We start from the raw sequence: 20,216 nt of genomic DNA on the forward strand, positions 1-20,216 counted from the left end.
AACTCCCTGACAATGGGTTCAGGGTTCAAGTCCCTGGGGGCGCACCACGAAGGCCCCCGATCGCGCAAGCGGTCGGGGGCCTTTCGCGTACGGTCCATCGTCATGGGATAATTCGTGCCATGATCACCGCCGTGCCGCTCGACCTGCAGGCGATCGTGCGCGCGTGCCAGGCCTACGGAGTGGAGCGGCTGCGCATCTTCGGTTCGGTGCTCGGCGAGACGTTCGACCCGGAGACGAGCGACGTCGATTTCCTGGTCGACTTCCTTCCCGGGCGAGGCGGGCTCTTCCATGATTACTTCAACCTGAAGGAAGAGCTGGAGCACATCATGGGCCGTGAGGTCGACCTCGTGGACGCTGGGGCCGTGCGTAACCCGTACTTCGCGCGGTCTGCATTCGCCAGCGCCGAGGAACTCTATGCTGGCTGATTCGCCGGCCTTCCTCTGGGACGCTCGCGAAGCGGCGACGAGGGCCGCTTCCGTCGCGCACGGCCATGAATCGACGGAGTATCTCGGCGATTGGGTGCTCCAGGCCGCAGTCGAACGGCAGCTGGAGATCCTGGGTGAAGCTCTCAAGAACCTTCGCTCGGTCGATCCCGACACAGCAGCCCGCATCCCGGATGTCCATGCGATCATCGCGACGCGGAACATCCTCGTGCATGCCTATGCGCGAGTGGATCAGCGCCGCGTGTGGGAGATCCTGACCGACGATCTGCCGGTGCTGATCCCCGTGCTCGACGGCTTGCTTACGGAAGCCGACAAGCAGTAGCGGCTCACCCGGCCCCGCCGGTGCGCAGCCCCGGCGTGATCAGCCGCCACAGCGCCTCCAGCTCCGCGTCGACCTCGTCCTCGGTGCCGGAGTCGATCGCGACGGACAGCACGCCGAACAGGCAGTTGACGATCGTCTTCGCGGCGCGAATCCGGTCGAGGGATGCGGGGGCGTCGCCGTCCTCGATCGCCTCGTCCAGGAATGGAAGGAAGCGCTCGGCCCACGCGTCGTACGGGTTGAAGCCCTCCGGGACGAGGCGGAGCTCCTGGCTGAGGCGCATCGCCGCGCGGGTGCGGATGTTCGTCGCCATGGTGCGCGTCACCCGCCAGGCGAGCAGGCGCATGCCGGACAGACCGCGGCCGCCACGGTCGCGGACGTCCTGCACCATCGCCGGCCACGCGTCGAAGCGGCCCGAGAGCACCGCGTCCGCCATGGCCTGCTTCGACTCGAAGTGGAAGTAGACCGCGCCCTTGGTGAAGCCGGTCGAGGCGATGATCCGGTCGAGGCGGGCGCCGCTGAAGCCGTACCGGGCGAACTCGGTCGCGGCGGCGTCGAGCACCGCCTCCCGGGTCTCGACAGCCTGCCGGGAGCGTTCTGCCATGCGACGGACCTTCCTCGTGCGGATGCTGCCCCCCGTGTGAAGGATATCGTGATGACTCGACTCCCGGCCCGACGGTGGACGGTATGGGTACGATCCCAGCAGACCATATGGTCTGGCAGGCATCCCGTGTCGGCTTGAAGACGCGCTCGCGTCCAGCTAGGGTGAGAGCGCGCCGACAGGGATTTTGGTATGTCCGCGGCGCGGTCTTCGGAGCCCGGCGCTAGGGGAGCAGTTCGCAGGCGACGGAGACCCTGGGCGGGGGCGGCGTGGGGGCGCCGCCCTCACCGCACCAGCCGCAGCCTGACCCACCGGTAGGCGAGCCCGACGGCGACGACCCCGAGCCCGGCCACGATCGAACCCACGGGGAGGGCCGCCACGAGCACGACGCAGCCGACAGCGCCCGCTGCCGCCAGGAACCGCGGGTAGCGACGGTGGTCGCGGGACTGCGTCCACGCCGACGCGTTTGCGACCAAGTAATAGAGGAGCACGCCGAAGCTCGAGAACCCGATCGCACCGCGGAGGTCGGTGACCGCGACGAGGATGCACACCACGAGACCGAGCACGAGCTCAGCCCGGTACGGGACCCGGAAGCGCGGATGCACGGGCGCGAGCCACGACGGCAGGTCGCCGGTGCGCGCCATGGCCAACGCGGTGCGGCCGATCCCCGCGATCATGGCGAGCAGTGCGCCGAGCGCCGCGGCGGACGCGCCGATGGCGATCACGACTCCCGGCCACGCAGCGCCGGTCGCGTCGGCGACCGCGCCGAGGGGCGCCGTAGCGGAGGCGAGGCCGGCCGGTCCGAGCGCGTGCAGTGCGGAGACGGCGACCAGGGCGTAGACGACGAGAGTGATCGCGAGCGCCGTCGTGATCGCACGCGGGATGGTGCGGGACGGGTCCATCACCTCCTCGCCCATCGTGGCCACCCTGGCGTACCCGGCGAAGGCGAAGAACAGGAATCCGGCCGACTGCAGCACCCCGTAGAGGGTGATCGGCACCCCGGGGAGGGACGCGGAGCCGGATGTGTGCGTGAAGCCGACGATGACGGCGACCGTCAGCGCGAGCAGCGAGACGGCGACGAGGATGCGGGTGACCAGCGCCGTGCGGGTGACGCCGAGCGTGTTGACGACCGTCAGCGCGGCGACGGCGAGGATCGCGACGGGCTTCACCCAGGCGGCGGGCACGGCGTACGTGGCGAAGGTGATGGCCATCGCCGCCGAGCTGGCGGTCTTGCCGATGACGAAGGACCAGCCGGCGAGGAACCCCGGCCATTCGCCCAGCCGCTCCCGGCCGTAGACGTAGGTGCCGCCGGACGTCGGGTACTGGGCGGCGAGCTGCGCGGAGGAGGTGGCATTGCAGAAGGCGATGAAGCCCGCGATCAGCAGTCCGACCAGGAGACCCGCGCCGGCCGCCGCGGCGGCGGGGGAGAACGCCGAGAAGATGCCGGCGCCGATCATGGAGCCGAGACCGATGACGACCGCGTCTCCGAGGGTCAGGCGCCGGGCGAGCTGGCCGTTCGTCACAGGCCGAGCGTAGCGCGTCAGCGGTCGCGGGCGATCACGGAGAAGTCCTCGTCGCCGTGGCCCGCGTCCACGGCGCGCTGCAGCTCGGCGGCGACCAGGGCGGCGGCGGGGAGCGGGGTGTCGGCGGTGGAGAGCATGAGGCGGAGGTCCTTGGCGAGGAGGGCCGCGGAGAACTGCGTGTCGCCGAAGTCGCCGGACGCGACGACCGGTCCCTTCATCGCGGCGATGGGCGCGATGGTGGTGAGCGGGAGGACGGCCAGCGCCTCGTCGGTCGACAGTCCGCCGGCGTGGCCGAGGCGCAGGGTCTCGCTCAGCGCCTCCATCGAGATGGCCAGCGCGAGGTTGGCGACGAGCTTGGCCGTCGCCGCCTTCGCGGGCGCGTCGAAGGTGCGGATCTTGTCGGGGTCCGCCCAGAGGCTGACGACGCCACGGGCCTCGCGGACGTCGTCCTGCGCCCCGCCGATGAGCACCGCGAGGCTCCCGGCACGAGCCGGTGCGAGCGACCCGACGACGGGCGAGTGGACGTACCGCACGCCATGATCCGAGGCCCAGGCGGCGAAGTCGGCGGCGTCCGACGGCGCGACGGTGGTCACGTCGATCCAGAGAGCGCCGGAGGGGATGGCGAGGCCGGGGTCCACGATCGTCTCGCGTACCGCATCCGGTCCGAACAGCACGGAGACGACCACGGCTGCACCGGCGACCGCCTCCTCGGGGGAGGACGCGATGCGCGCGCCGCGGCGGCCGACGGTCTCGGTGGGGCCGGGCGAGCGGTTCCACGCTGTGACCGTGTGACCGGCGTCGATCAGGTGGGGGACGAGCTCCCGGCCCATGCGGCCGAGTCCGAGCAGCGCGATGTCCATGCCGTCCACTGTGCGCCCGCCGTCGCGTCGGGGGAAGGGGTGCGCTCAGACCGGGAGGGCGGCGCGCCGGCGGAGGAGGAAGGCGCGCTCGGCGTCGTTGGCACAGAGGGGCGCGGCGTGGTCGTACGCGGCGGCGGACTCCGCCGGGCGATCCGCCCGGGCGAGCAGGCCGGCGCGCACGCCGTGCAGCAGGTAGAACCGGGCGAGCGGTTCGCGCAGCGGCTCGACGGCCTCGAGGGCGACGGCGGGACCGTCCACCTCCGCCACGGCGACCGCCCGGTTGAGCGCCACGATCGGCGTCGGCGCGACCGTGAGCAGCTGGTCGTACAGCGCCACGATCTGCGGCCAGTCCGTCTGCTCCGCCGAGCGGGCGTCGGCGTGGACCGCCTGGATGGCCGCCTGCAGCTGGTAGGGACCGGGGCGTCCGCGCCGCTGGCAGTCGCGCACGAGCGCATGACCTTCCGCGATGAGCGCCGGGTCCCACAGGGACCGGTCCTGCTCGGGGAGCGGCACCAGCTCGCCGGAAGCGTCGACGCGTGCCGCGCGGCGCGCATCCACGAGCAGCAGCAGTGCGAGGAGACCCAGCACCTCCTCCTCGTCCGGGAGCAGCGATCGCAGCACGCGCGCGAGCCGCACCGCTTCGTCGCACAGCTCCTCGCGAACGAGTCGGTCGCCCGCCGACGCGGCGTAGCCCTCGCTGAAGACGAGGTACAGCACCGCCAGAACGGAACGCAGCCGTCCCGGCAGGTCGCCCGCCGAGGGGATGCGGTACGGGATCCGCGCGTCCCGGATCTTCGCCTTGGCGCGCGAGATGCGCTGTGCCATGGTCGGCTCGGGCACCAGGAACGCGCGTGCGATCTCCGCGGTGGAGAGCCCGCCGAGGAGCCGCAGGGTCAGCGCGACGCGCGCCTCGGGGGAGAGGGCCGGGTGGCAGCAGGTGAAGATGAGGCGCAGGCGGTCGTCCGGGATATCGTCCGGCTCGGCCGCGGGTTCCGGTGGCGGCGCGAGCTGCACGGCTTCGGCCTCCCGCGAGCGGCCCACCCCTTCACGCCGCAGCCGGTCGATCGCGCGTCGCCGGGCGGTGGTGATGATCCAGCCCGCGGGCGCGGGCGGGATGCCGTCGCGCGGCCAGCGTTCCGCGGCGACCGCGAACGCTTCCTGCACCGCGTCCTCGGCGCCGTCGAGGTCGCCGAGCACGCGGTACAGCACCGAGATGGCGCGGCCGTACTCGTCGCGGAAGATCCGCGCGATCCGGGCGTCGTCTTCCATCGGTCGTCAGCCGCGGAACGGCCGCACCTCGATCGGCAGGGTGGTCGCCAGCGCGAGCCGGCGTCCCCACTCGAGCGCCGCGTCCAGGTCCGGCACGTCGACGATCGAGAACCCGCCCAGGTGCTCCTTGCCCTCGGCGAACGGGCCGTCGGTGACGAGCACGTCGCCGTCGGCGGGCCGGAGCACGGTGGCGGATTCCGGAGGCAGCAGGCCGTTGGAGAACACCCACACCCCGGAGGTGCGCATGTCGGCATCCACAGCGGTCACGTCGCGGTCGATGCGCGCCATCACGTCGGGCTCCGGGATGGGGCCGTCGGGTTCGATGACGCTGAGCAGGTACTGGGTCATGGTGGTGATCCTTCCCGAGCGCCCGGGTCGAGGGGAAGGGCGCTCTCACCGTCTACACGAACGCGACCCCGCTAATTCGACACCTCGCGCTCCAGCAGCGCCACACCGATCTTGGAGTCGGCCATGCCGTAGAAGACCCAGTCGCGCCCGTCGACCGTCTCGATCGCCGTCGGGAACACCACGTTCGGAACGATGCCGCTGCGCTCGTCCTCGGTCTCGGCCGACAGCAGCGGCTCGGAGGTCCGCTGCAGCACGCGCCACGGCTCGGCCCCGTCGAGGATCATGGCCCCGGCCGCGTAGTTGACGTTCTTCTGCTGCGCGACGCCGGACTCCAGCCGCCCGGTGACACCGTGGTGGAGGAGCAGCCAGCCCTCCGGGACCCGGCGGGGAGCGGGTCCCGCGCCGATCTTGAGTTCTTCGAAGGGGAACTCCGGTCCCGCGAGGAACCGGTTCTGCCGCCAGCGCGCCAGCTCGCCGAGGTCGCGCTGAACGGCGTCGAGCGGGATGAAGGCGATCCAGATGCTCGGCCGCGTCTCGCCCGCGGGCGGATGCTCGCCCTCGCCCGGCCGGATCTCGCCGAGGTCCCACACCGGACGGTGGAGCACGGCGAGGCTCGGGGTGCCGTCGGGTGCGGTGACCGGCTCGGGGAAGAACACCGTGTCCTTGTTGTGGAAGAGCGACAGGTCGATCCCGAGCGCGTCGTCGTACTCGAAAGTGACGGGACCGAGGCGCCGCCAGGCACGCAGGTCGTCGGAGACCGCGACGGCCGTGTGCGGGCCGAGCGGGCCGTAGGCGACATACGTCATGACGTGCAGCCCGAGCGATGGGATGAACGTGGTGCGCGGGTCCTCGACGCCGGAGTTAGTGCGCCCACGCTCGAACGGCCGGTCGGGCTCGAGTACGACACCCTGCCGCTCGACGGCGATTGGTGTGCCGTCCTCGACGATCACCCGGGCGAGGCCGACGCGGGACACGTTGCCCTCCGCGACCAGCCGCGGCAGCAGGTAGAGCTCGCCGTCGGCACCGCGCCCGGAGGCGGGGTTGAGCACCCCCTCCGCCTCGAGCGGGTCGCCGGCGACCGGCGTCATCACGACGCCGGCGCGGGTCAGCCGATACGGAAACGGGGTCATGCGTCCACCTCCCGGTAGAAATAGAGTTCACGTTCGCCGGCGGGGGCGTCCCAGCCCTGCGCGAAGGACCAGCGGCCGCCGATCTTCTGCAGGCCGCCCCACGCGAGCGACCCGCCGCGGTTCACGGCGCGCTGCGTGAACGGGTCGTCCAGCGTGTACAGCGCCTGCGCGGCGGCGAAGTCGCCCTGCTCGTCGGCGTAGAAGAAGTCGAGGACGAGGTCGTCGCCGTCCACCACCGCGCAGGCGACCTCGAAGAGCGAACCGCCGAGGGGCGACAGATCGAGGTACGGCTGCGTCTCGAAGCGCCAGTCGAGCCCGTCCGCCGAGCGGCCGACGGTGGGCCGGCCGCCGCATCCCTCCGACAGGAACATCAGGTACTCGCCGCCGATCCGCACCGCGCGCCCGGCCGCGTCACGCGGAATGACCGCGCCCTTCGCCCAGTACTCGGAGACGTCGTACGGCACGACGAGCCCGCGCTTCTCCCACTGCTCGAGGTCGTCGGAGACGGCCGACATGATGTCCACCGCGACCGAACCGTCCTCGCGCCGCCAGATGGCGTTGTAGAAGAAGACGTAGCCGTCGTCGAGCGCGTAGATCTTCGGGTCTTCGCAGCCCAGCTCCTCGTTCGCCAGGGTCGGGTAGACGATGGGGTTGAGCGCGAAGTCGGTCCACACCCCGTCGCGGCGCACGGCGTGCCCGATCCGGCTCGCGGTCGACTCCTTCCGCGGCGAGGCCCGGTAGATCAGGTGCAGCTCGTCGCCGCGCTCGATGACGGTCGGGTTGAAGATCGAGTCGCTGGTCCATCCCACACCGGTCGGGTCGGCCCATTGGCCGTCCAGCCGGAAGGTCAGGGACGGGTCCCGTTCGAACGGCCCGATCGCCCAGGAGGGGCGCTCGGCGTAGTGCGCCGAGAACTGGTCGGTCGAGATGCGGTCGGTCAGGGCGTTGGTGTGCGCCAGCGCCTCGCGGTAGCTCGCGAGCAGGGCTGCCCGGTCGACCGCCGTGTCCACCCCGCTCACCCCTTCACCGACGAGCCGAGGTCGCTGGAGGTGAAGTACCGCTGGAAGACGATGAACAGCACGACGACGGGGGCCGCGAGCACGACCGCACCGGCCAGGATGGCGCCGTACGGGTTCGCGGTCGAGCCCGACACGTTCGAGATGTAGTTGGCGAGCGAGACGGCCAACGGCTGCAGGCTCGCGTCCTTGGTGATCAGGAACGGCCAGAGGAATTCGTTCCACGGCCCGATGAAGGTCAGCAGCAGCGCCGTGACCAGCGCCGGACGCACCAGCGGGAGCGCGATCCGCCACAACAGCCGGAACTCGCCCGCGCCGTCCACCCGGGCCGCGTCGAACAGCTCCCGGGGCAGCTGCAGGAAGTACTGACGGAAGATCAGCACGGCCGCGGAGTTGATCGCGAACGGGAGGATCATGCCGAGGTAGTTGTCCGCCAGCCCGTAACTGCGGGCGATGAGCACGTACAGGGGGATCATCAGCAGCTGGAACGGGATGGTCTGCACGAGCAGCGCCAGGCCGAAGGTCACCCCGCGGCCGCGCCACTGCAGGATCGCGAGGGCGTACCCGGCGAGCACGCCGAAGACCACCGTCCCGAGCAGCACCCCTCCGGTGAAGATGCCGGAGTTGATGAGGCCCTGCACGAGGTCGATGCGCGAGTCGATGTTCACGTAGTTGTTGAGCGTCAGGTTGGCCGGGTTGGGGAACGCACCGGCGACCGTGGTGTTCGGCGACGTCTGCAGGGACCCGACCACCATGTAGTAGAAGGGGAACAGGAACGCGATCGCGCCGATGGTCAGCACGATCCCCTGCACGATGGCCTGGCCGCGGCTGAGGCCGCGCGGGTTGGCGAGGTCGCGGCGCTTCCGCCGCGGGCTGCGCGTGGGCGGCGGCGCCGGCTCCATGCGCTGATTCGTCTGGGTCATCAGTCCCTCCCTCCGACGAAGCGGTTCTGCAGCCATCCGATGATGAGGACGCCGATCACGAGCACGATGCCGATCGCGGCGGCGTACCCGGGGTGTCCCTGCTGGATGCCCTGCTGATAGACGAGGAGCACCGGGCTGGCCGAGTGCCCGTCGGGACCGCCGCCTCCGGTGAGGAGGTACGGCTCGGTGAACAGGTTCGCTCCGGTGATCGTGGCCAGCAGCAGGACGAGCACCGTCGCCGAACGCACGCCGGGGACGGTGACCGAGAAGAACTGACGCACCTTGCCCGCGCCGTCGGTCGCCGCTGACTCGTAGAGCTCGGTCGGGACGTTCTGCAGTGCGGCGAGGTACAGCAGGATGTAGAACCCGAGCCCCTTCCACGTCACGTAGATCGCGATGGTCGGCATGGCCAGCACCGGGCTGGAGAGCCAGCTCGGGCTGGGCGCGAGCGGACCGAGGATGTTGTTGATCAGGCCGTTCTGGCCGAAGAGGAACAGCCAGACTCCGATGATCGCCACGCTCGCCGTGACGTAGGGCACGTAGTAGCTCGTCCGCAGGAACGTCCGGAAACGCGTGATGCTGTTGAGCCCGGAGGCGAGCAGCAGCGACAGCACGACGGTCAGCGGGACGTTGATGATGAGGAAGATGCCCACGTTGCCGAACGACTGCAGCACCGCCGGGTCGGTGAACACCTGGATGTAGTTGTCCAGGCCCACGAACGGCTGGGTGACGTTCGCCCCGGGCGCCGCGAAGAAATAGTCGAAGAACGACATGTACACCGCGAAGCACAGTGGGAACGCGAAGATGACCAGCACGAACACGATGTACGGCGCGCTGAACAGCCAGCCGAGCGGGTTCCTCCCGAGGACCCGCTGCACGATCGGCGCGCGACGGCGCCGGCCGGGACCGGCGGCGGGCGCGGTGCCCGCCGCCGGGGGAGCGGAAGTGGTTGTCATGGTCACTTCTGCGCCTGGAGCTTGTCGATCTTGTCGGAGGCGCTCTTGAACGCGTCCTCGACCGAGCCGCTGCCGTTCACCACGGCCTTCGTGTAGGCGTCACGCAGAGCCTGCATCTGGGCGATGGTGTTGGTGCCGGTCGGGTCGTCCGTGGTGCGGGCGCTCTGGTCGCCGAACTCCTTGTAGGCCGGGTGCGCGTCGAAGTAGCTGGAGTAGGTGCTCGCCACGTCGGTGCGGATCGGCATCTGGCCGGTCACATCCAGCAGCTTGCCGTCCTGCTCCTTGCTGGTCGCGAACTTGATGACGTCCCATGCCGTGCCCTGGTTCTTGCACGAGGTGTACATGCCGATGTTCTTCGCGTCCGGGAACGTGTAGACCTCGTTCGCCGGCTTGCCGTCCTTGGTCGGGACGGGCACGGAGCCCCACTGCACCTTGTCGCCGTAGTAGGCGATGGCCCACGGTCCGACGATCGCCATGGCGGACTTGCCGTCCGCGAACGCGTCGCCCTGGTACTGCTCCTTACCGGCGAGGCCGTCGCTGTAGATCTGCTTCCAGAAGTTCGCGACGTCGAGCGAGTCCGAGCTGGTGATGGTGGACTTGCCGTCCTCGATGAACGTCTTGCCACCGGTCTGCGCGGCGAGCAGCGGGAGGTAGTCGAAGTTGACCTGGAAGAACTCGCTGGTCGGCGCCGGGTAGATCGCGTACGGCGCGGCGCCCGACGACTTGATCTTCTGCGCGGCGGCGAGGAAGTCGTCGTAGCTGGCGAGCTTCGGGTTCTCGGGGTCGAGACCGGCCTTCTGGAAGATGGCCTTGTTGTAGAAGATCATCACCGGGTTCTGCTTCCACGGCATCTGGTAGTAGTCGCCGTCGGCGGACTTGTACTGCTTCGCCGCGTCGCCGCTGCGCGCCTCGATGTACTTCGCGCCGTCGGAGAACTTCGACAGGTCGACCAGGCCGCCCTGCTTCTGCCACTGGCCGGTGGCCGCCGGGAGGTTGTTGAACACCAGACAGGGCGTGGTGCCCGCCGTGATGGCCGCGCCGATGACCTCCTCGGTGCTCTTGCCGGCCGGGACCTCCTGGGCCTTGATCTTCTCCTTCGGGTGCGCGGAGTTCCAGGCCGAGACCATGGCCTTGCCCCACTGCACCTCCTGCTCGTTGTTCGAGTACCAGATGGTGATGGGGCCGTGCGCCTTCATGGCGTCGCCGCCACCGCCGCCGCCGCTGGAGCCGCAGGCGGCGAGGGTTCCGGCGACGATGCCGGCGGTGACGAGCGAGACGGCGATTCTGCGCATTCGCATGGTGTGCCTTTCGATGGGTTGCGGGGGTTCAGCTGCCGGCCGGCGACGCCGTGGAGGCGCGCACCACCAGCCGTGCCGGAGGGAGGGCGACATCGCCCGCTTCGCCGTCCTCCACCAGCCGCAGCAGTGCGGTGGCGGCGGCCTGTCCGAAGCCGGCGGGGTCGTTGTCGAGGGTGGTGAGGGAGGGGTAGACGTAGGACCCGATCTGGGACCCGTCCAGCCCCGTGACCGAGAGCTCGACCGGAAGGTCGAGCCCGCGTTCGTGGGCGACGCCCATCCCGGCGATCGCCATGGGGTCGTTCCCGTAGACGATGGCGGTGGGGCGGTCCTCCCCGTCGAGCAGCGCGGCGGTGGCGGCGGCGCCCTGCTCGGGGGAGAAGTCGGTGGGGACGACGAGGGGAGTGAGCCCCGCCTCGTGCATGGCGGACTCGAACCGCTCGCGGCGACGGCGCCCGTGCAGCATCCGCTCGTCGCCCGAGACGTGGGCGATGCGGCGGTGGCCGAGGCCGACGAGGTGCGCGACGAGTTCGTCGATGCCGGGGTCGTAGTCGCGGGTGACCGCGGGGAAGGGGCTGCCGCCCAGCGGCTCGCCGAGCGACACCGCGGACGAGCCGAGGCGTTCGATGAGCGGGATGCGGGCGTCCTCGGCCAGCAGGTCGGTGAGGAGGAAGCCGTCGACGCGCTTGTCCGCGGCGAGCCGTTCGTAGGCGCGCTCCTCGGCCGCAGCGTCGGCCACCATCGTCAGGACGAGGACGTTGCCGCGGTCCGAGAGGACCGCCTCGACACCGGCGATGAAGCCGGCGAAGAACGGGTCGACCTCGATGGTGCGCGGCTCGCGGCGCAGCACGAGGCCGAGCGCGTAGGCGCGGCGCGTGGTCAGCCCGCGGGCTCCGGGGTGCGGCGTCCAGCCGAGCTCCCGCGCGGTCTGCAGGATGCGCTCCCGCGTCTCGGTCTTCACGCCCGGACGGTCGTTGAGCGTGAGCGAGACCAGCGACTTGCTCACGCCGGCTGCGCGCGCCACGTCGTTGATGGTGACGTTCGCGGGACTCACTTGGGCGTCACCACCGTGAACCCGCCCGGCTGCACGAGCACGAAGCCGTGGGCGCCGACGGTCTGCGTGCGGCCGACCTGACGACCGGCGGAGTCATAGCTCGTCGCGGTGACCGGGCCGGTTGCGGAGAGCTTCTGCGGCACCGGCACGTTCGTCGCGTTGACGTACACGTCGAGGGCGCCGGAGCCGGCGAGGCCGAGGTGGGACACGACCGGCTGCACCAGGAGCGCATCCAGCCGGGCGGTGCCGGACACCCTCGCGGTGACGGTCGTCGCCTGCGCGGGGACCGGAACCGGCAGCGTCTGCGGGAGGAGGAACACCGGGCTGGGTGCGATGCCCTGCTCGCCGGCACGGACGTTGTCTGTGCGGCCGAGCGGAAGGGTGACGCGGCCGGCGGAGGCGGTCCAGGACGTGGTGCCGGAGCCGCCGGGTCCGAGGTCGGCGATCGGCAGGATGCGCGCCGCCGGATGACCCGCGGGAAGCCCGATCGTCACCGTCGAGCCCTCCCCGGCCTGCAGGTACGCGCCGCCCGACCAGTTGGCCGATCCGGTCCAGGCCGACGGCGGGGTCACCGTGGTCACCGGGCCGGTCGTCGTGCCGCTCTCGGCCTCGACGACGCTCAGGCCCTGGGTGGCGGTGGTGCGGGTCAGCGCGGTGGCGGTGCGGGCGATCGCGGGATGCGCATCCAGCGCCAGCATGCTCAGCTCGGTGTGGATGACCGACTCGGCGCCGCAGTTGCGGTTGACCGTGCCGTCGGCCGCGATGCCGTCGACGCACACGCCGGTCGCCGGGTCGTAGGCGGGCGTCCCGGCGCGGTTGGCGCCGAAGTACCAGGCGGCCTGCGCGCCCGCCAGTGCGGCGAGGCCCGAGGCGCCGGTCGCGTCGGAGGCGGCCACGAGCCCTTCGAGGCGGGAGTCGACGCCGTACGCGATCTGGGTGCGGTCGGCCGGGGTCGGGGTCCAGCCGTTGTCCGGTCCGCCGGTCGCCAGCAGCTGCGCGGTGAACTGCGCCAGGTCGGTGGTCGCCGCCTTCTGCAGCCCGCCGTCGTGGAGGACACCGGCCGCAGCGGTCAGGGCGGCGGGTTGCATGCCGGCCCAGGCGTGCCAGAACGTGGGGGAGTTCGCCTCGGGGAGCAGGGCGCCGAACGGCCACTGGCCGACGCCGCCGCTCTGCAGCTTCGCGATGCCCTCGCTGTAGTGCGCGAGGGCCGTACGCGCCGCGGTGTCTGCGGGAGCGGCCGCGGCGAACGCGCTCAGGCCGAGCACCGCCTCGGCGGTCGCGCCCGCGCTGCCGACGATGAGCCAGTCGGGCACGGTGACGCCGTTGGCGACCTCGGTCTGCGGGTACTGCGCGAGCGACTGGCGCTGGAGCGCGCCGAGCGCGAGGTGCATCCGGTCGGCGAGGAAGGCCGCGAACGCCGGGTCGGCGGCCCGGAAGCCGGCGTAGCCCTCGCCGAGCGCCCACACCGTGCGCGCCAGCCAGAACGACTCGGCGGAGTCGGACGGGTCGGGCAGCTCCTTGGGGATGGCCGACGGGTTGAGCGTGCCGTCGTGCTGCTGCCAGAGGACGACGTTGCCCGCGTTGGGACCGTCGGTGGTCTGCAGGTAGGTCAGCGAGCGGAGCAGTTCGTAGGCGGAGGTCCTGCTCGACGCGGTGCCGTTCTGCTTCCAGTCGCGGAGGTAGACGACCGCGGCCCGCGAGATGTCGTCGGCGTCGTAGGCGCCCTGGGCGTACCAGCCGCGGGCCGGGTCGGTGATCGGCCCGCCGCCGACGCGATGGAAGCTGCCGTCGGCCTGCCGATCCGCGTACACCCACGGCGCGCGAGCGGTGGGCTCGTCGGCGGCGCGGTAGGTGGTGTGCCCCGCGACGCCGGGCAGCAGCGGGACGTCGTCGAGCAGGAAGTCGAGGTGGGAGAGGTTCGTCAGCTTCGCCGGCGCGGCGACGGTCGGCGCGGTCGGCGCGGTCGTCGCCTGGGCGGGGATCCCGGCCCCGGTGATCGCTAGAGCGGCGCTTAGGGCGAGGCCGAGGACGGCCTTCGGCATCGTCAGTGTTCGGTTGCGCATCGTTGCGTCCCTTGTGGTCGTTCCCTCGAATGGGGGTCATCTAAACCGGTTTAAAGGACGGTAGACCCCGTCCGCGAGAAAGTCAACGTGGAGTCTTGTGGAGCCGCCCGCGGCACGGCCAGACTGGCCGCACCGCGACCGACCACGCCGCACCGACGGGGCAGGAGGACCACCCGTGGAGTACAAGGACATTCCCACCAAGGCCGACGTCGAGCGGATCGCCGCGATGCGTCAACCCGGCTGCGTGAGCATCTACCTGCCGACCGGGACGACCCCCGCGGAGGCCGATCGTGCGCGCATCGAGCTGAAGAACCACCTCGCCAGCGCCGTCCGGGCGCTCGAGAAGCTGGAGGTGGGGCGGGCGCGCATCCAGTCCATCCAGGCGGAGGGGCAGCGGATCCTCGACGACCGGGACTTCTGGCGCTACCAGTCGCGTTCGCTGGCGGTGTTCCTCGACGGCGAGCTGGCCGAGACGTTCCGGCTGCCGAACCGGCTGGGCACGGCCTGCGAGATCGCGGACCGGTTCTACGTCAAGCCGCTGCTCCGGGCGCTGACCTTCCCGCAGTCGGCGCTCATCCTGGCGCTCGCGGGCAACTCCGTGCGGCTGCTGCACATCACGCCCGACCGGCCGCCGGAGCGGATCGACGTGCCCGGGATGCCGCGCGACGTCGCCGCCGCCGTCGGGCTCGCCTCCGTGAGCGGCCGCTCGCCGGACGGCCGGATCCAGGGCTCGGAGGGTCAGAAGGTTCGGATGCTGGAGTACGTGCAGGCGATCGAGCGCGCGCTGCACCCGCTGCTGGCCAACTCCACCGAACCGCTCATCCTCGCCGCCGCCGAACCGCTCGCGGGCATCTTCCGCGGCGCCGGCGAGCATCCGCGGCTCGTGGCCGAGACGATCGGCGGAAACCCCGAGGACAAGACCGACGAGGAGATCGCGACGGCGGCCCGCGGCGTGCTCGACCGGTTGTACGCGAGCAAGGTCGCTGCGCTGCGCGACGCCTACGAGACCCGGATCGCGGCCGGCACCGCGCTCGTCGACCTCAGCGACATCGCCCGCGCCGCGACCTTCGGTGCCGTCGAGTCGCTGGTGATCGACATCGACCGCCGCGTGCCCGGATCGGTCGACGAGGATACCGGCGCGATCACGCTCGCACCCGAGGACGAACCGGGGGAGTACGGCGTGGTGGACGAGGTGCTGCGGCGGGCGCTGGGCTCCAAGGCGAAGGTCTACGCCCTGCGGGCGGAGGACGTCCCCGGCGGAGGCGCCGCGGCCGCCGCCGTGCGCTACCCGGTCTGACCGCCGCTTCGTCACGCTATGGCCTGTCCCTCCCGGTTCACGGCGGAGGAGTTCCCCCGCTGACCGGCCCTCCAACTCCTCCGTTTCCAGCCGACACGCCGTCCCGGGCTTCGGACCTCCTCCCTTCCGCACCCGGTTCAGAATGGAGGGGCAGAGCTGTCGACACGCCGCTATCCGTAGTCGATCGAAGGAGCGTGGCCGGTGGAACGGCCGGATCTCCTGCGTTCTGCGCCGTGCGCTACCCGGTCTGACCGCCGCTCAGCGGCGGGGCTGCACCGTCATGACCAGCAGCTCCTGCACCCCGGCGAGCCAGTCGTAGACGGCGCGCTGCAATGCCGAATCTTCGTCGTGGATGTCGCCCTCGTCGCCGTCCTCGTGGATGCCGAGCCGCGCCGCCAGTACGAGGCGGATGTCGGTGATCGTGCGCAGCCACGCGGTCACCTGCGCCGGGTCGAGCACGGCGACGGCCATCCCGTCCTCGCGCCGCGACAGGGACTCCACCATCGTGCGCGCGCTGGCCTCCTTGCGCTCGGCCAGGCCGGCGGCCGTGTAGCGGCGGAACTCGGCCGACGCTTGCGGGTCGTCCGGGTAGGCGTCGGGCAGCAGCCGGTCGAGCGCTGGGTCGAAGCCGTCGGCGTCCGGGTCGGCGGCGGCACGCGCCAGGTCGATGGACTGCTCGGCCAGCGAGGTCAGCAGCTCCGCCTCGTCTTCGGGGAACCGCGCGGACACGGTCCCGTCGCGGTGCTTGCGGAACGGGGTCATGCGTCCGCCTTCGTCAGGGTCGCCCACAGGCCGTAATCGTGCATGGCCTCCACGTGCCGCTCCATCTCCTCCCGGGTGCCGGTGGCGACGACCGCCCGGCCCTCGGTGTGCACCAGCATCATCAGCCGCTCCGCCTCGCGCAGCGGGAAGCCGAAGTAGGTCTGGAAGACGTAGGTCACGTAGCTCATCAGGTTGACCGGGTCGTTCCAGACGATGGTCACCCACGGGGAGCCGAGCTCCAGCAGCTCGTCCGTCCCGGTCTCTTCGAGGGTGTCGGCGCCGGTGGCCGGGAGGGAGCTCACAGCGGCAGGCCGCCGATCGCGTCCGCCGCGCGGACCAGCGTGAGGTGTGTCAGAGCCTGGGGGGTGTTGCCCGCGTGGGAACGGCCCTCGACGTCGTATTCCTCCGAGAGCATACCGACGTCGTTCGCCAGGCCGAGCAGCCGGTCCATCATGCGGACCGCGTCGTCCCGCCGGCCGGAGAGCGCGTACTGCTCCACCAGCCAGAACGAGCAGGCGAGGAACGGATGCTCTCCCGGCGGCAGGCCGTCGACCCCGGACTCGGTGCGGTAGCGCAGCAGCAGTCCGTCCCGCAGCAGGTCGGTCTCGAGCGCCTTGACGGTGCCGAGCATCCGCGGGTCGTCGTAGTCGATGTAACCGACCTGGGCGAGCTGGAGGAGGGACGCGTCCACCTCTGTCGTGCCGAAGTGCTGCACGTACGTGCCGCGGTGCGGGTCCCAGCCGTTCGCCTCGATGTCGGCGCGGATGGCGTCGCGCTCGCGCTTCCACCGCTCGGCCGGCCCCTCCAGGCCGTACTCCTCGACCGCGCGGACGGCGCAGTCGAACGCGGCCCAGACCAGCGCGCGGGAGTGGACGAAGTGCTGCGGCTTGTCGCGGATCTCCCAGATGCCGTGGTCGGGCTCGCGCCAGTGCTGCTCCAGATAGTTCATCAGCGCGCGCTGCAGCGCCCACGAGAACCGCGTCTCGGCGTTGCCCTCGCGGCGGCCGCGGTCGAGCGCCAGCATGACCTCGCCGATCACGTCCGCCTGGAACTGGTTGGAGGCGTCGTTGCCGATGCGCACCGGATGCGCACCCTGATAGCCGGGGAGGCTGTCGATGATGCGCTCGTCGAGGTCGCGCTCGCCCGCCAGGCCGTACATGATCTGCACGTCGCCCGGATCCCCGGCGATCGCGCGCAGCAGCCAGTCGCGCCAGTGGTCGACGTAGTCGTCGTAACCGTGGGCGAGGAGGACGGCGATGGTGAGGGAAGCATCCCGCAGCCACACGTAGCGGTAGTCCCAGTTGCGCTCGCCCCCGTAGGCCTCGGGCAGCGAGGTGGTCGCGGCAGCGACGATGCCGCCGGTCTCGAGGTGCGACAGTGCACGCAGCAGGAGCAGCGAGCGGACGACCTCGTCGCGGTACGGGCCGTCGTGCTCGCAGCCGCTGGCCCACGTGGTCCACCACTCCCTGCTGTGCTGGATGGAGTGCTCGACGTCGAGCGCCGGGGGAGCGTCGCGGTGCGAGGGGAACCAGGTCAGGGTGAGGTCGACGGTCTCCCCGGCGTGCACGGTGAACTCGCCCTCGTGCGCGTGGTTGGTCGCGTGCAGCTGGGCGCCGCGCACGACGATCGCGTCGGGTCCGGCGACCGCGATGAGCGCGTGCGGCTTCTCGGTCTTGTCCTGGCGCACCCACGGGATCGCCGTGGCATAGCCGAAGCGGATGCGAAGGTCCTGCCGCATCCGCACGGTCCCGCTCACGCCGCGGACGCGACGGATGATGTCGGCCCGGTGGTCGTCCATCGGCATCAGGTCGACGACCTCGACCTCGCCCTCGGCGGTCACCCAGCGGGTGACGAGGATCATCGTGTCCTTCTCGTAGCTGCGCGTGCTGCTCGCCTCGGCGTCGGCCGGGGCGACCAGCCAGCGTCCGTGATCCTCGGTGCCGAGCAGCGCTCCGAACATGGAGCGCGAGTCGTAGCGCGGGAGGCACACCCAGTCGATGCTCCCGTCATTTCCGACGAGGGCCCCGGTGAAGCAGTCACTGATCAGGGCGTAATCCTCGATGGGGAGCGACATATTCCCAGTATGGCCGTACTGTGATCGGCATGACGCAGGCTGTGGACACTCTTGTCATTCTCGGAGCATCCGGCGACCTCACGTCGAGGCTGCTCCTCCCCGCCATCGGCCAGCTGCTCACCGATCAGCCGCAGCGCTCCATCTCGCTGGTCGGCTCGGCCGGAGACGATCTGGATGCGGACGCCTGGCGCGCGATCATCAAGAAGTCCTTCGCGACGGTCGGGGCGAAGGGCGACGCCGTCGAGAAGCTGCTGAAGGACACCCGCTACGTGAAGGCGGACGCCACCAGCGCCGACGACCTCAAGAGCCTGCTCGGGAGCGTGAAGGGCGTGCCCGCGCTGTACTTCGCGCTGCCGCCCGCGGTCACGGCGAAGGCATGCCAGGCGCTCGGCACCTTCGACCTGCCGAAGGGCCTCACGCTCGCGCTCGAGAAGCCGTTCGGGACCGACCGGCAGAGCGCCATCGCGCTCAACGCGCAGCTGGCGACCCTCGTGCCGGAGGACCAGATCCACCGCGTCGACCACTTCCTCGGGCGGTCGAGCGTGTTCAACATCCTCGGCGTCCGGTTCGCGAACAGCATCATGGAACCGCTCTGGGACGGCCTCCACATCGACCGCGTCGACGTGATCTACGACGAAACCCTCGCCCTGGAGGGACGCGCGCGCTATTACGACGGAGCCGGCGCGCTGATGGACATGATCCAGAGCCACCTGCTGCAGGTCATGGCCGTGCTCGCCATGGAGCCCCCGTCGACGCTCGGAGCGGCCGACCTGCGCGACGCGAAGCAGCTCGTGCTGCGGGCCACGAAGGTCTGGGGAGACGATCCGGTCGCCTCCAGCCGCCGGGCGCGCTATGCGGCGGGCGAGATCGACGGCAAGAAGCTGCCCGCCTACACGGACGAGGAGGGCGTCGACCCGTCGCGCGAGACGGAGACCCTGGCCGAGGTCACGCTGCAGGTGGACACCTGGCGATGGAAGGGCGTGCCGTTCACCCTGCGCTCGGGCAAGGCCCTCGGCAGCCGCCGGCGCGAGATGGTGGTCACCTTCACACCAGCGGCGCACATCCCGACCGGGCTGAAGGGGTCGACGGAGCCCGCGAAGCTGCGCCTCCTGTTCGCGCCGGACTCGATGTCGATCGAGATCAACATCAACGGCACCGGCGATCCCTACGAGCTGGAGCGGACGACGCTCACCGCCGACTTCGGCCCAGGCGCGCTCCTGGCCTACGGCGAAGTGCTGGAGGGCATCCTCGACGGCGACCCGTCGCTGTCCGTGCGCGCCGACACGGCGGTGGAGTGCTGGCGGATCGTCGAGCCGGTGCTGGCGGCGTGGCGTGACGGGAAGGTCCCGCTCGAGGAGTACCCGGCGGGCTCGGAGGGCCCGGAGGACTGGCCCGAGCTGGGCTGAGCGCCGCACGTGCGCGGCGCGCGGCCTGCGGCGGCGCGCCGCCCGGGGTCAGGCCGCGGTGCGGTGCGAGACCAGCGGGAATTCGCCGGTCACCGGCTTGCGGAGGTCCGTCCACTGCGTGATCGGGGCGGGCTCCCAGCCGAACGCGGCGGGCTCGACCTCGGTGGCGGGCTCCTCCGCCTCGGCGGCGGAGACCTCTACGACCGGAGCGGCCTCGGCGACGTGCGCGTGCACGACGTCGGTCTCGGCGGGCGTGTCGGCGACCGACGCGGCCAGGTGCTGCGGTGCGGTCAGCGACTCGCCGGCCTCGAGGCGGCGACGTGCCTCGGCGATCGCGGCGGCGATGCCGACCGAGACCGACTGGGCGAGGATCGAGTGGAAGATGGTGTCGGTGTCGTCCTGGGCGCGGCGGACGACAGTCCACTCGCCGTCCTCTCCGATGAGCTCGGACACCTTGCCGTGCACGAGCTCGAGGATCTGGGCATCCGTCAACTGCGGAACCGGAGCCGCCGGCACCGCCGCGGCATGCCGCCTACGACCAAACATCGCGCAACCCCTTCCAGGTTCACCAAGTAATACAAGTGTCCTGGAGGAATGCCGCGGAAACCCGCGCAACACGCCGGGAGATCCGCGGAAATCGGCGGGTCAGCGGCCCTTTCGTCCACCGGCCGGGTTGGATTCGCGCTCGGAGGCCTCGCGCGTCTCCTGCAGCACGGCCCCGACGGCCAGCGCCAGCGAGATGCCGGCGTTGATCCACATCAGGGGGACGCGCCAGTCGCGAGGTCCGCTCTTGGAGGACTGGATGGTCGTCCAGAGTCCGATCGCCGCACTGATCACGGCGCCGTTGAAGAGGTACTTGCGCATCCGATTCCTTTCC

21 protein-coding genes are annotated in these 20,216 nt (G+C 71.1%); 4 read left to right on the forward strand and 17 right to left on the reverse strand.

Annotation, left to right across the window (positions count from 1 at the left end; genetic code table 11):
* The first annotated feature begins 119 nt into the window (after positions 1 to 119).
* Entirely contained in the window at positions 120 to 425 is a 306-nt protein-coding gene (locus AB0P25_RS14875) for a nucleotidyltransferase domain-containing protein (RefSeq protein WP_363808334.1), read from the forward strand.
* Positions 415 to 765 (forward strand): HepT-like ribonuclease domain-containing protein, encoded by a 351-nt coding sequence (locus AB0P25_RS14880; protein ID WP_363808337.1) that lies wholly within the window; start codon positions 415 to 417, stop codon positions 763 to 765. The genes AB0P25_RS14875 and AB0P25_RS14880 overlap by 11 nt, the downstream gene beginning before the upstream one ends.
* Positions 766 to 769: 4 nt before the next feature.
* Here the strand turns inward: AB0P25_RS14880 and AB0P25_RS14885 are convergent, their stop codons facing one another.
* From AB0P25_RS14885 to AB0P25_RS14940, 12 genes are all read right to left on the reverse strand, one after another.
* Entirely contained in the window at positions 770 to 1,366 is a 597-nt protein-coding gene (locus AB0P25_RS14885) for a TetR/AcrR family transcriptional regulator (protein WP_363808339.1), read from the reverse strand.
* A gap of 281 nt (positions 1,367 to 1,647) precedes the next feature.
* Positions 1,648 to 2,886, reverse strand: a complete 1,239-nt coding sequence (locus AB0P25_RS14890) for an amino acid permease (protein WP_363808340.1) — start codon at positions 2,884 to 2,886, stop codon at positions 1,648 to 1,650.
* 17 nt (positions 2,887 to 2,903) lie between these two features.
* The gene (locus AB0P25_RS14895) at positions 2,904 to 3,746 is read right to left on the reverse strand and encodes an NAD(P)-dependent oxidoreductase (RefSeq protein ID WP_363808342.1); all 843 of its coding nucleotides are present in this window, start codon (positions 3,744 to 3,746) and stop codon (positions 2,904 to 2,906) included.
* Positions 3,747 to 3,791: 45 nt separating this feature from the next.
* A complete protein-coding gene (locus AB0P25_RS14900) occupies positions 3,792 to 5,015 on the reverse strand; it encodes a sigma-70 family RNA polymerase sigma factor (RefSeq protein ID WP_363808343.1) in 1,224 nt (407 codons plus the stop codon).
* Between the two features lie 6 nt (positions 5,016 to 5,021).
* A complete protein-coding gene (locus AB0P25_RS14905) occupies positions 5,022 to 5,363 on the reverse strand; it encodes a YciI family protein (protein WP_363808344.1) in 342 nt (113 codons plus the stop codon).
* 71 nt (positions 5,364 to 5,434) lie between these two features.
* A complete protein-coding gene (locus AB0P25_RS14910) occupies positions 5,435 to 6,493 on the reverse strand; it encodes a glycosidase (RefSeq protein ID WP_363808345.1) in 1,059 nt (352 codons plus the stop codon).
* Positions 6,490 to 7,512 carry a hypothetical protein gene (locus AB0P25_RS14915; protein ID WP_363808346.1) on the reverse strand — a complete coding sequence of 341 codons (1,023 nt, stop codon included), beginning with the start codon at positions 7,510 to 7,512 and terminating at the stop codon, positions 6,490 to 6,492. The genes AB0P25_RS14910 and AB0P25_RS14915 overlap by 4 nt, the downstream gene beginning before the upstream one ends.
* On the reverse strand, positions 7,509 to 8,432 hold the full coding sequence (locus AB0P25_RS14920) for a carbohydrate ABC transporter permease (RefSeq protein WP_363808347.1): 924 nt from the start codon (positions 8,430 to 8,432) through the stop codon (positions 7,509 to 7,511). Before AB0P25_RS14920 ends, AB0P25_RS14915 begins: the two co-directional genes overlap by 4 nt.
* Positions 8,432 to 9,388 carry a sugar ABC transporter permease gene (locus AB0P25_RS14925; protein ID WP_363808349.1) on the reverse strand — a complete coding sequence of 319 codons (957 nt, stop codon included), beginning with the start codon at positions 9,386 to 9,388 and terminating at the stop codon, positions 8,432 to 8,434. The genes AB0P25_RS14920 and AB0P25_RS14925 overlap by 1 nt, the downstream gene beginning before the upstream one ends.
* A gap of 2 nt (positions 9,389 to 9,390) precedes the next feature.
* Complete coding sequence (locus AB0P25_RS14930) at positions 9,391 to 10,686, reverse strand: sugar ABC transporter substrate-binding protein (RefSeq protein ID WP_363808351.1); 1,296 nt, start codon at positions 10,684 to 10,686, stop codon at positions 9,391 to 9,393.
* Positions 10,687 to 10,714: 28 nt separating this feature from the next.
* Positions 10,715 to 11,707 (reverse strand): LacI family DNA-binding transcriptional regulator, encoded by a 993-nt coding sequence (locus AB0P25_RS14935; protein WP_363808352.1) that lies wholly within the window; start codon positions 11,705 to 11,707, stop codon positions 10,715 to 10,717.
* Positions 11,708 to 11,733: 26 nt separating this feature from the next.
* Positions 11,734 to 13,800, reverse strand: a complete 2,067-nt coding sequence (locus AB0P25_RS14940) for a hypothetical protein (protein WP_363808354.1) — start codon at positions 13,798 to 13,800, stop codon at positions 11,734 to 11,736.
* 175 nt (positions 13,801 to 13,975) lie between these two features.
* On the opposite strand from AB0P25_RS14940, the gene AB0P25_RS14945 reads away from it, so the two are divergent.
* Complete coding sequence (locus tag AB0P25_RS14945; RefSeq protein ID WP_363808355.1) at positions 13,976 to 15,097, forward strand: hypothetical protein; 1,122 nt, start codon at positions 13,976 to 13,978, stop codon at positions 15,095 to 15,097.
* Between the two features lie 258 nt (positions 15,098 to 15,355).
* On the opposite strand, the gene AB0P25_RS14950 is transcribed toward AB0P25_RS14945, so the two are convergent.
* Genes AB0P25_RS14950 through AB0P25_RS14960 form a run of 3 tightly spaced genes read right to left on the reverse strand, consistent with a single transcriptional unit; the run spans position 15,356 to position 17,933 of the window.
* Positions 15,356 to 15,859 (reverse strand): DUF2017 family protein, encoded by a 504-nt coding sequence (locus AB0P25_RS14950; protein WP_363808356.1) that lies wholly within the window; start codon positions 15,857 to 15,859, stop codon positions 15,356 to 15,358.
* Positions 15,856 to 16,104: an ATP-dependent Clp protease adapter ClpS gene (gene clpS / locus AB0P25_RS14955; protein ID WP_363809318.1), complete on the reverse strand. Its 249-nt coding sequence runs from the start codon at positions 16,102 to 16,104 to the stop codon at positions 15,856 to 15,858. Before clpS ends, AB0P25_RS14950 begins: the two co-directional genes overlap by 4 nt.
* A gap of 53 nt (positions 16,105 to 16,157) precedes the next feature.
* Positions 16,158 to 17,933: a glycoside hydrolase family 15 protein gene (locus AB0P25_RS14960; RefSeq protein ID WP_363808358.1), complete on the reverse strand. Its 1,776-nt coding sequence runs from the start codon at positions 17,931 to 17,933 to the stop codon at positions 16,158 to 16,160.
* 29 nt (positions 17,934 to 17,962) lie between these two features.
* Between AB0P25_RS14960 and AB0P25_RS14965 the strand changes: the two genes are divergently transcribed.
* A complete protein-coding gene (locus AB0P25_RS14965) occupies positions 17,963 to 19,339 on the forward strand; it encodes a glucose-6-phosphate dehydrogenase (protein WP_363808359.1) in 1,377 nt (458 codons plus the stop codon).
* Positions 19,340 to 19,387: 48 nt separating this feature from the next.
* Here the strand turns inward: AB0P25_RS14965 and AB0P25_RS14970 are convergent, their stop codons facing one another.
* Together AB0P25_RS14970 and AB0P25_RS14975 are read right to left on the reverse strand one after the other, a co-directional pair.
* Complete coding sequence (locus tag AB0P25_RS14970; protein WP_363808361.1) at positions 19,388 to 19,885, reverse strand: hypothetical protein; 498 nt, start codon at positions 19,883 to 19,885, stop codon at positions 19,388 to 19,390.
* Between the two features lie 99 nt (positions 19,886 to 19,984).
* A complete protein-coding gene (locus AB0P25_RS14975) occupies positions 19,985 to 20,203 on the reverse strand; it encodes a hypothetical protein (protein WP_363808362.1) in 219 nt (72 codons plus the stop codon).
* Positions 20,204 to 20,216: the final 13 nt, after the last annotated feature.

The sequence above is a fragment of the Leifsonia sp. NPDC077715 genome (genome assembly GCF_040686855.1).
GTDB lineage: Bacteria > Actinomycetota > Actinomycetes > Actinomycetales > Microbacteriaceae > Leifsonia.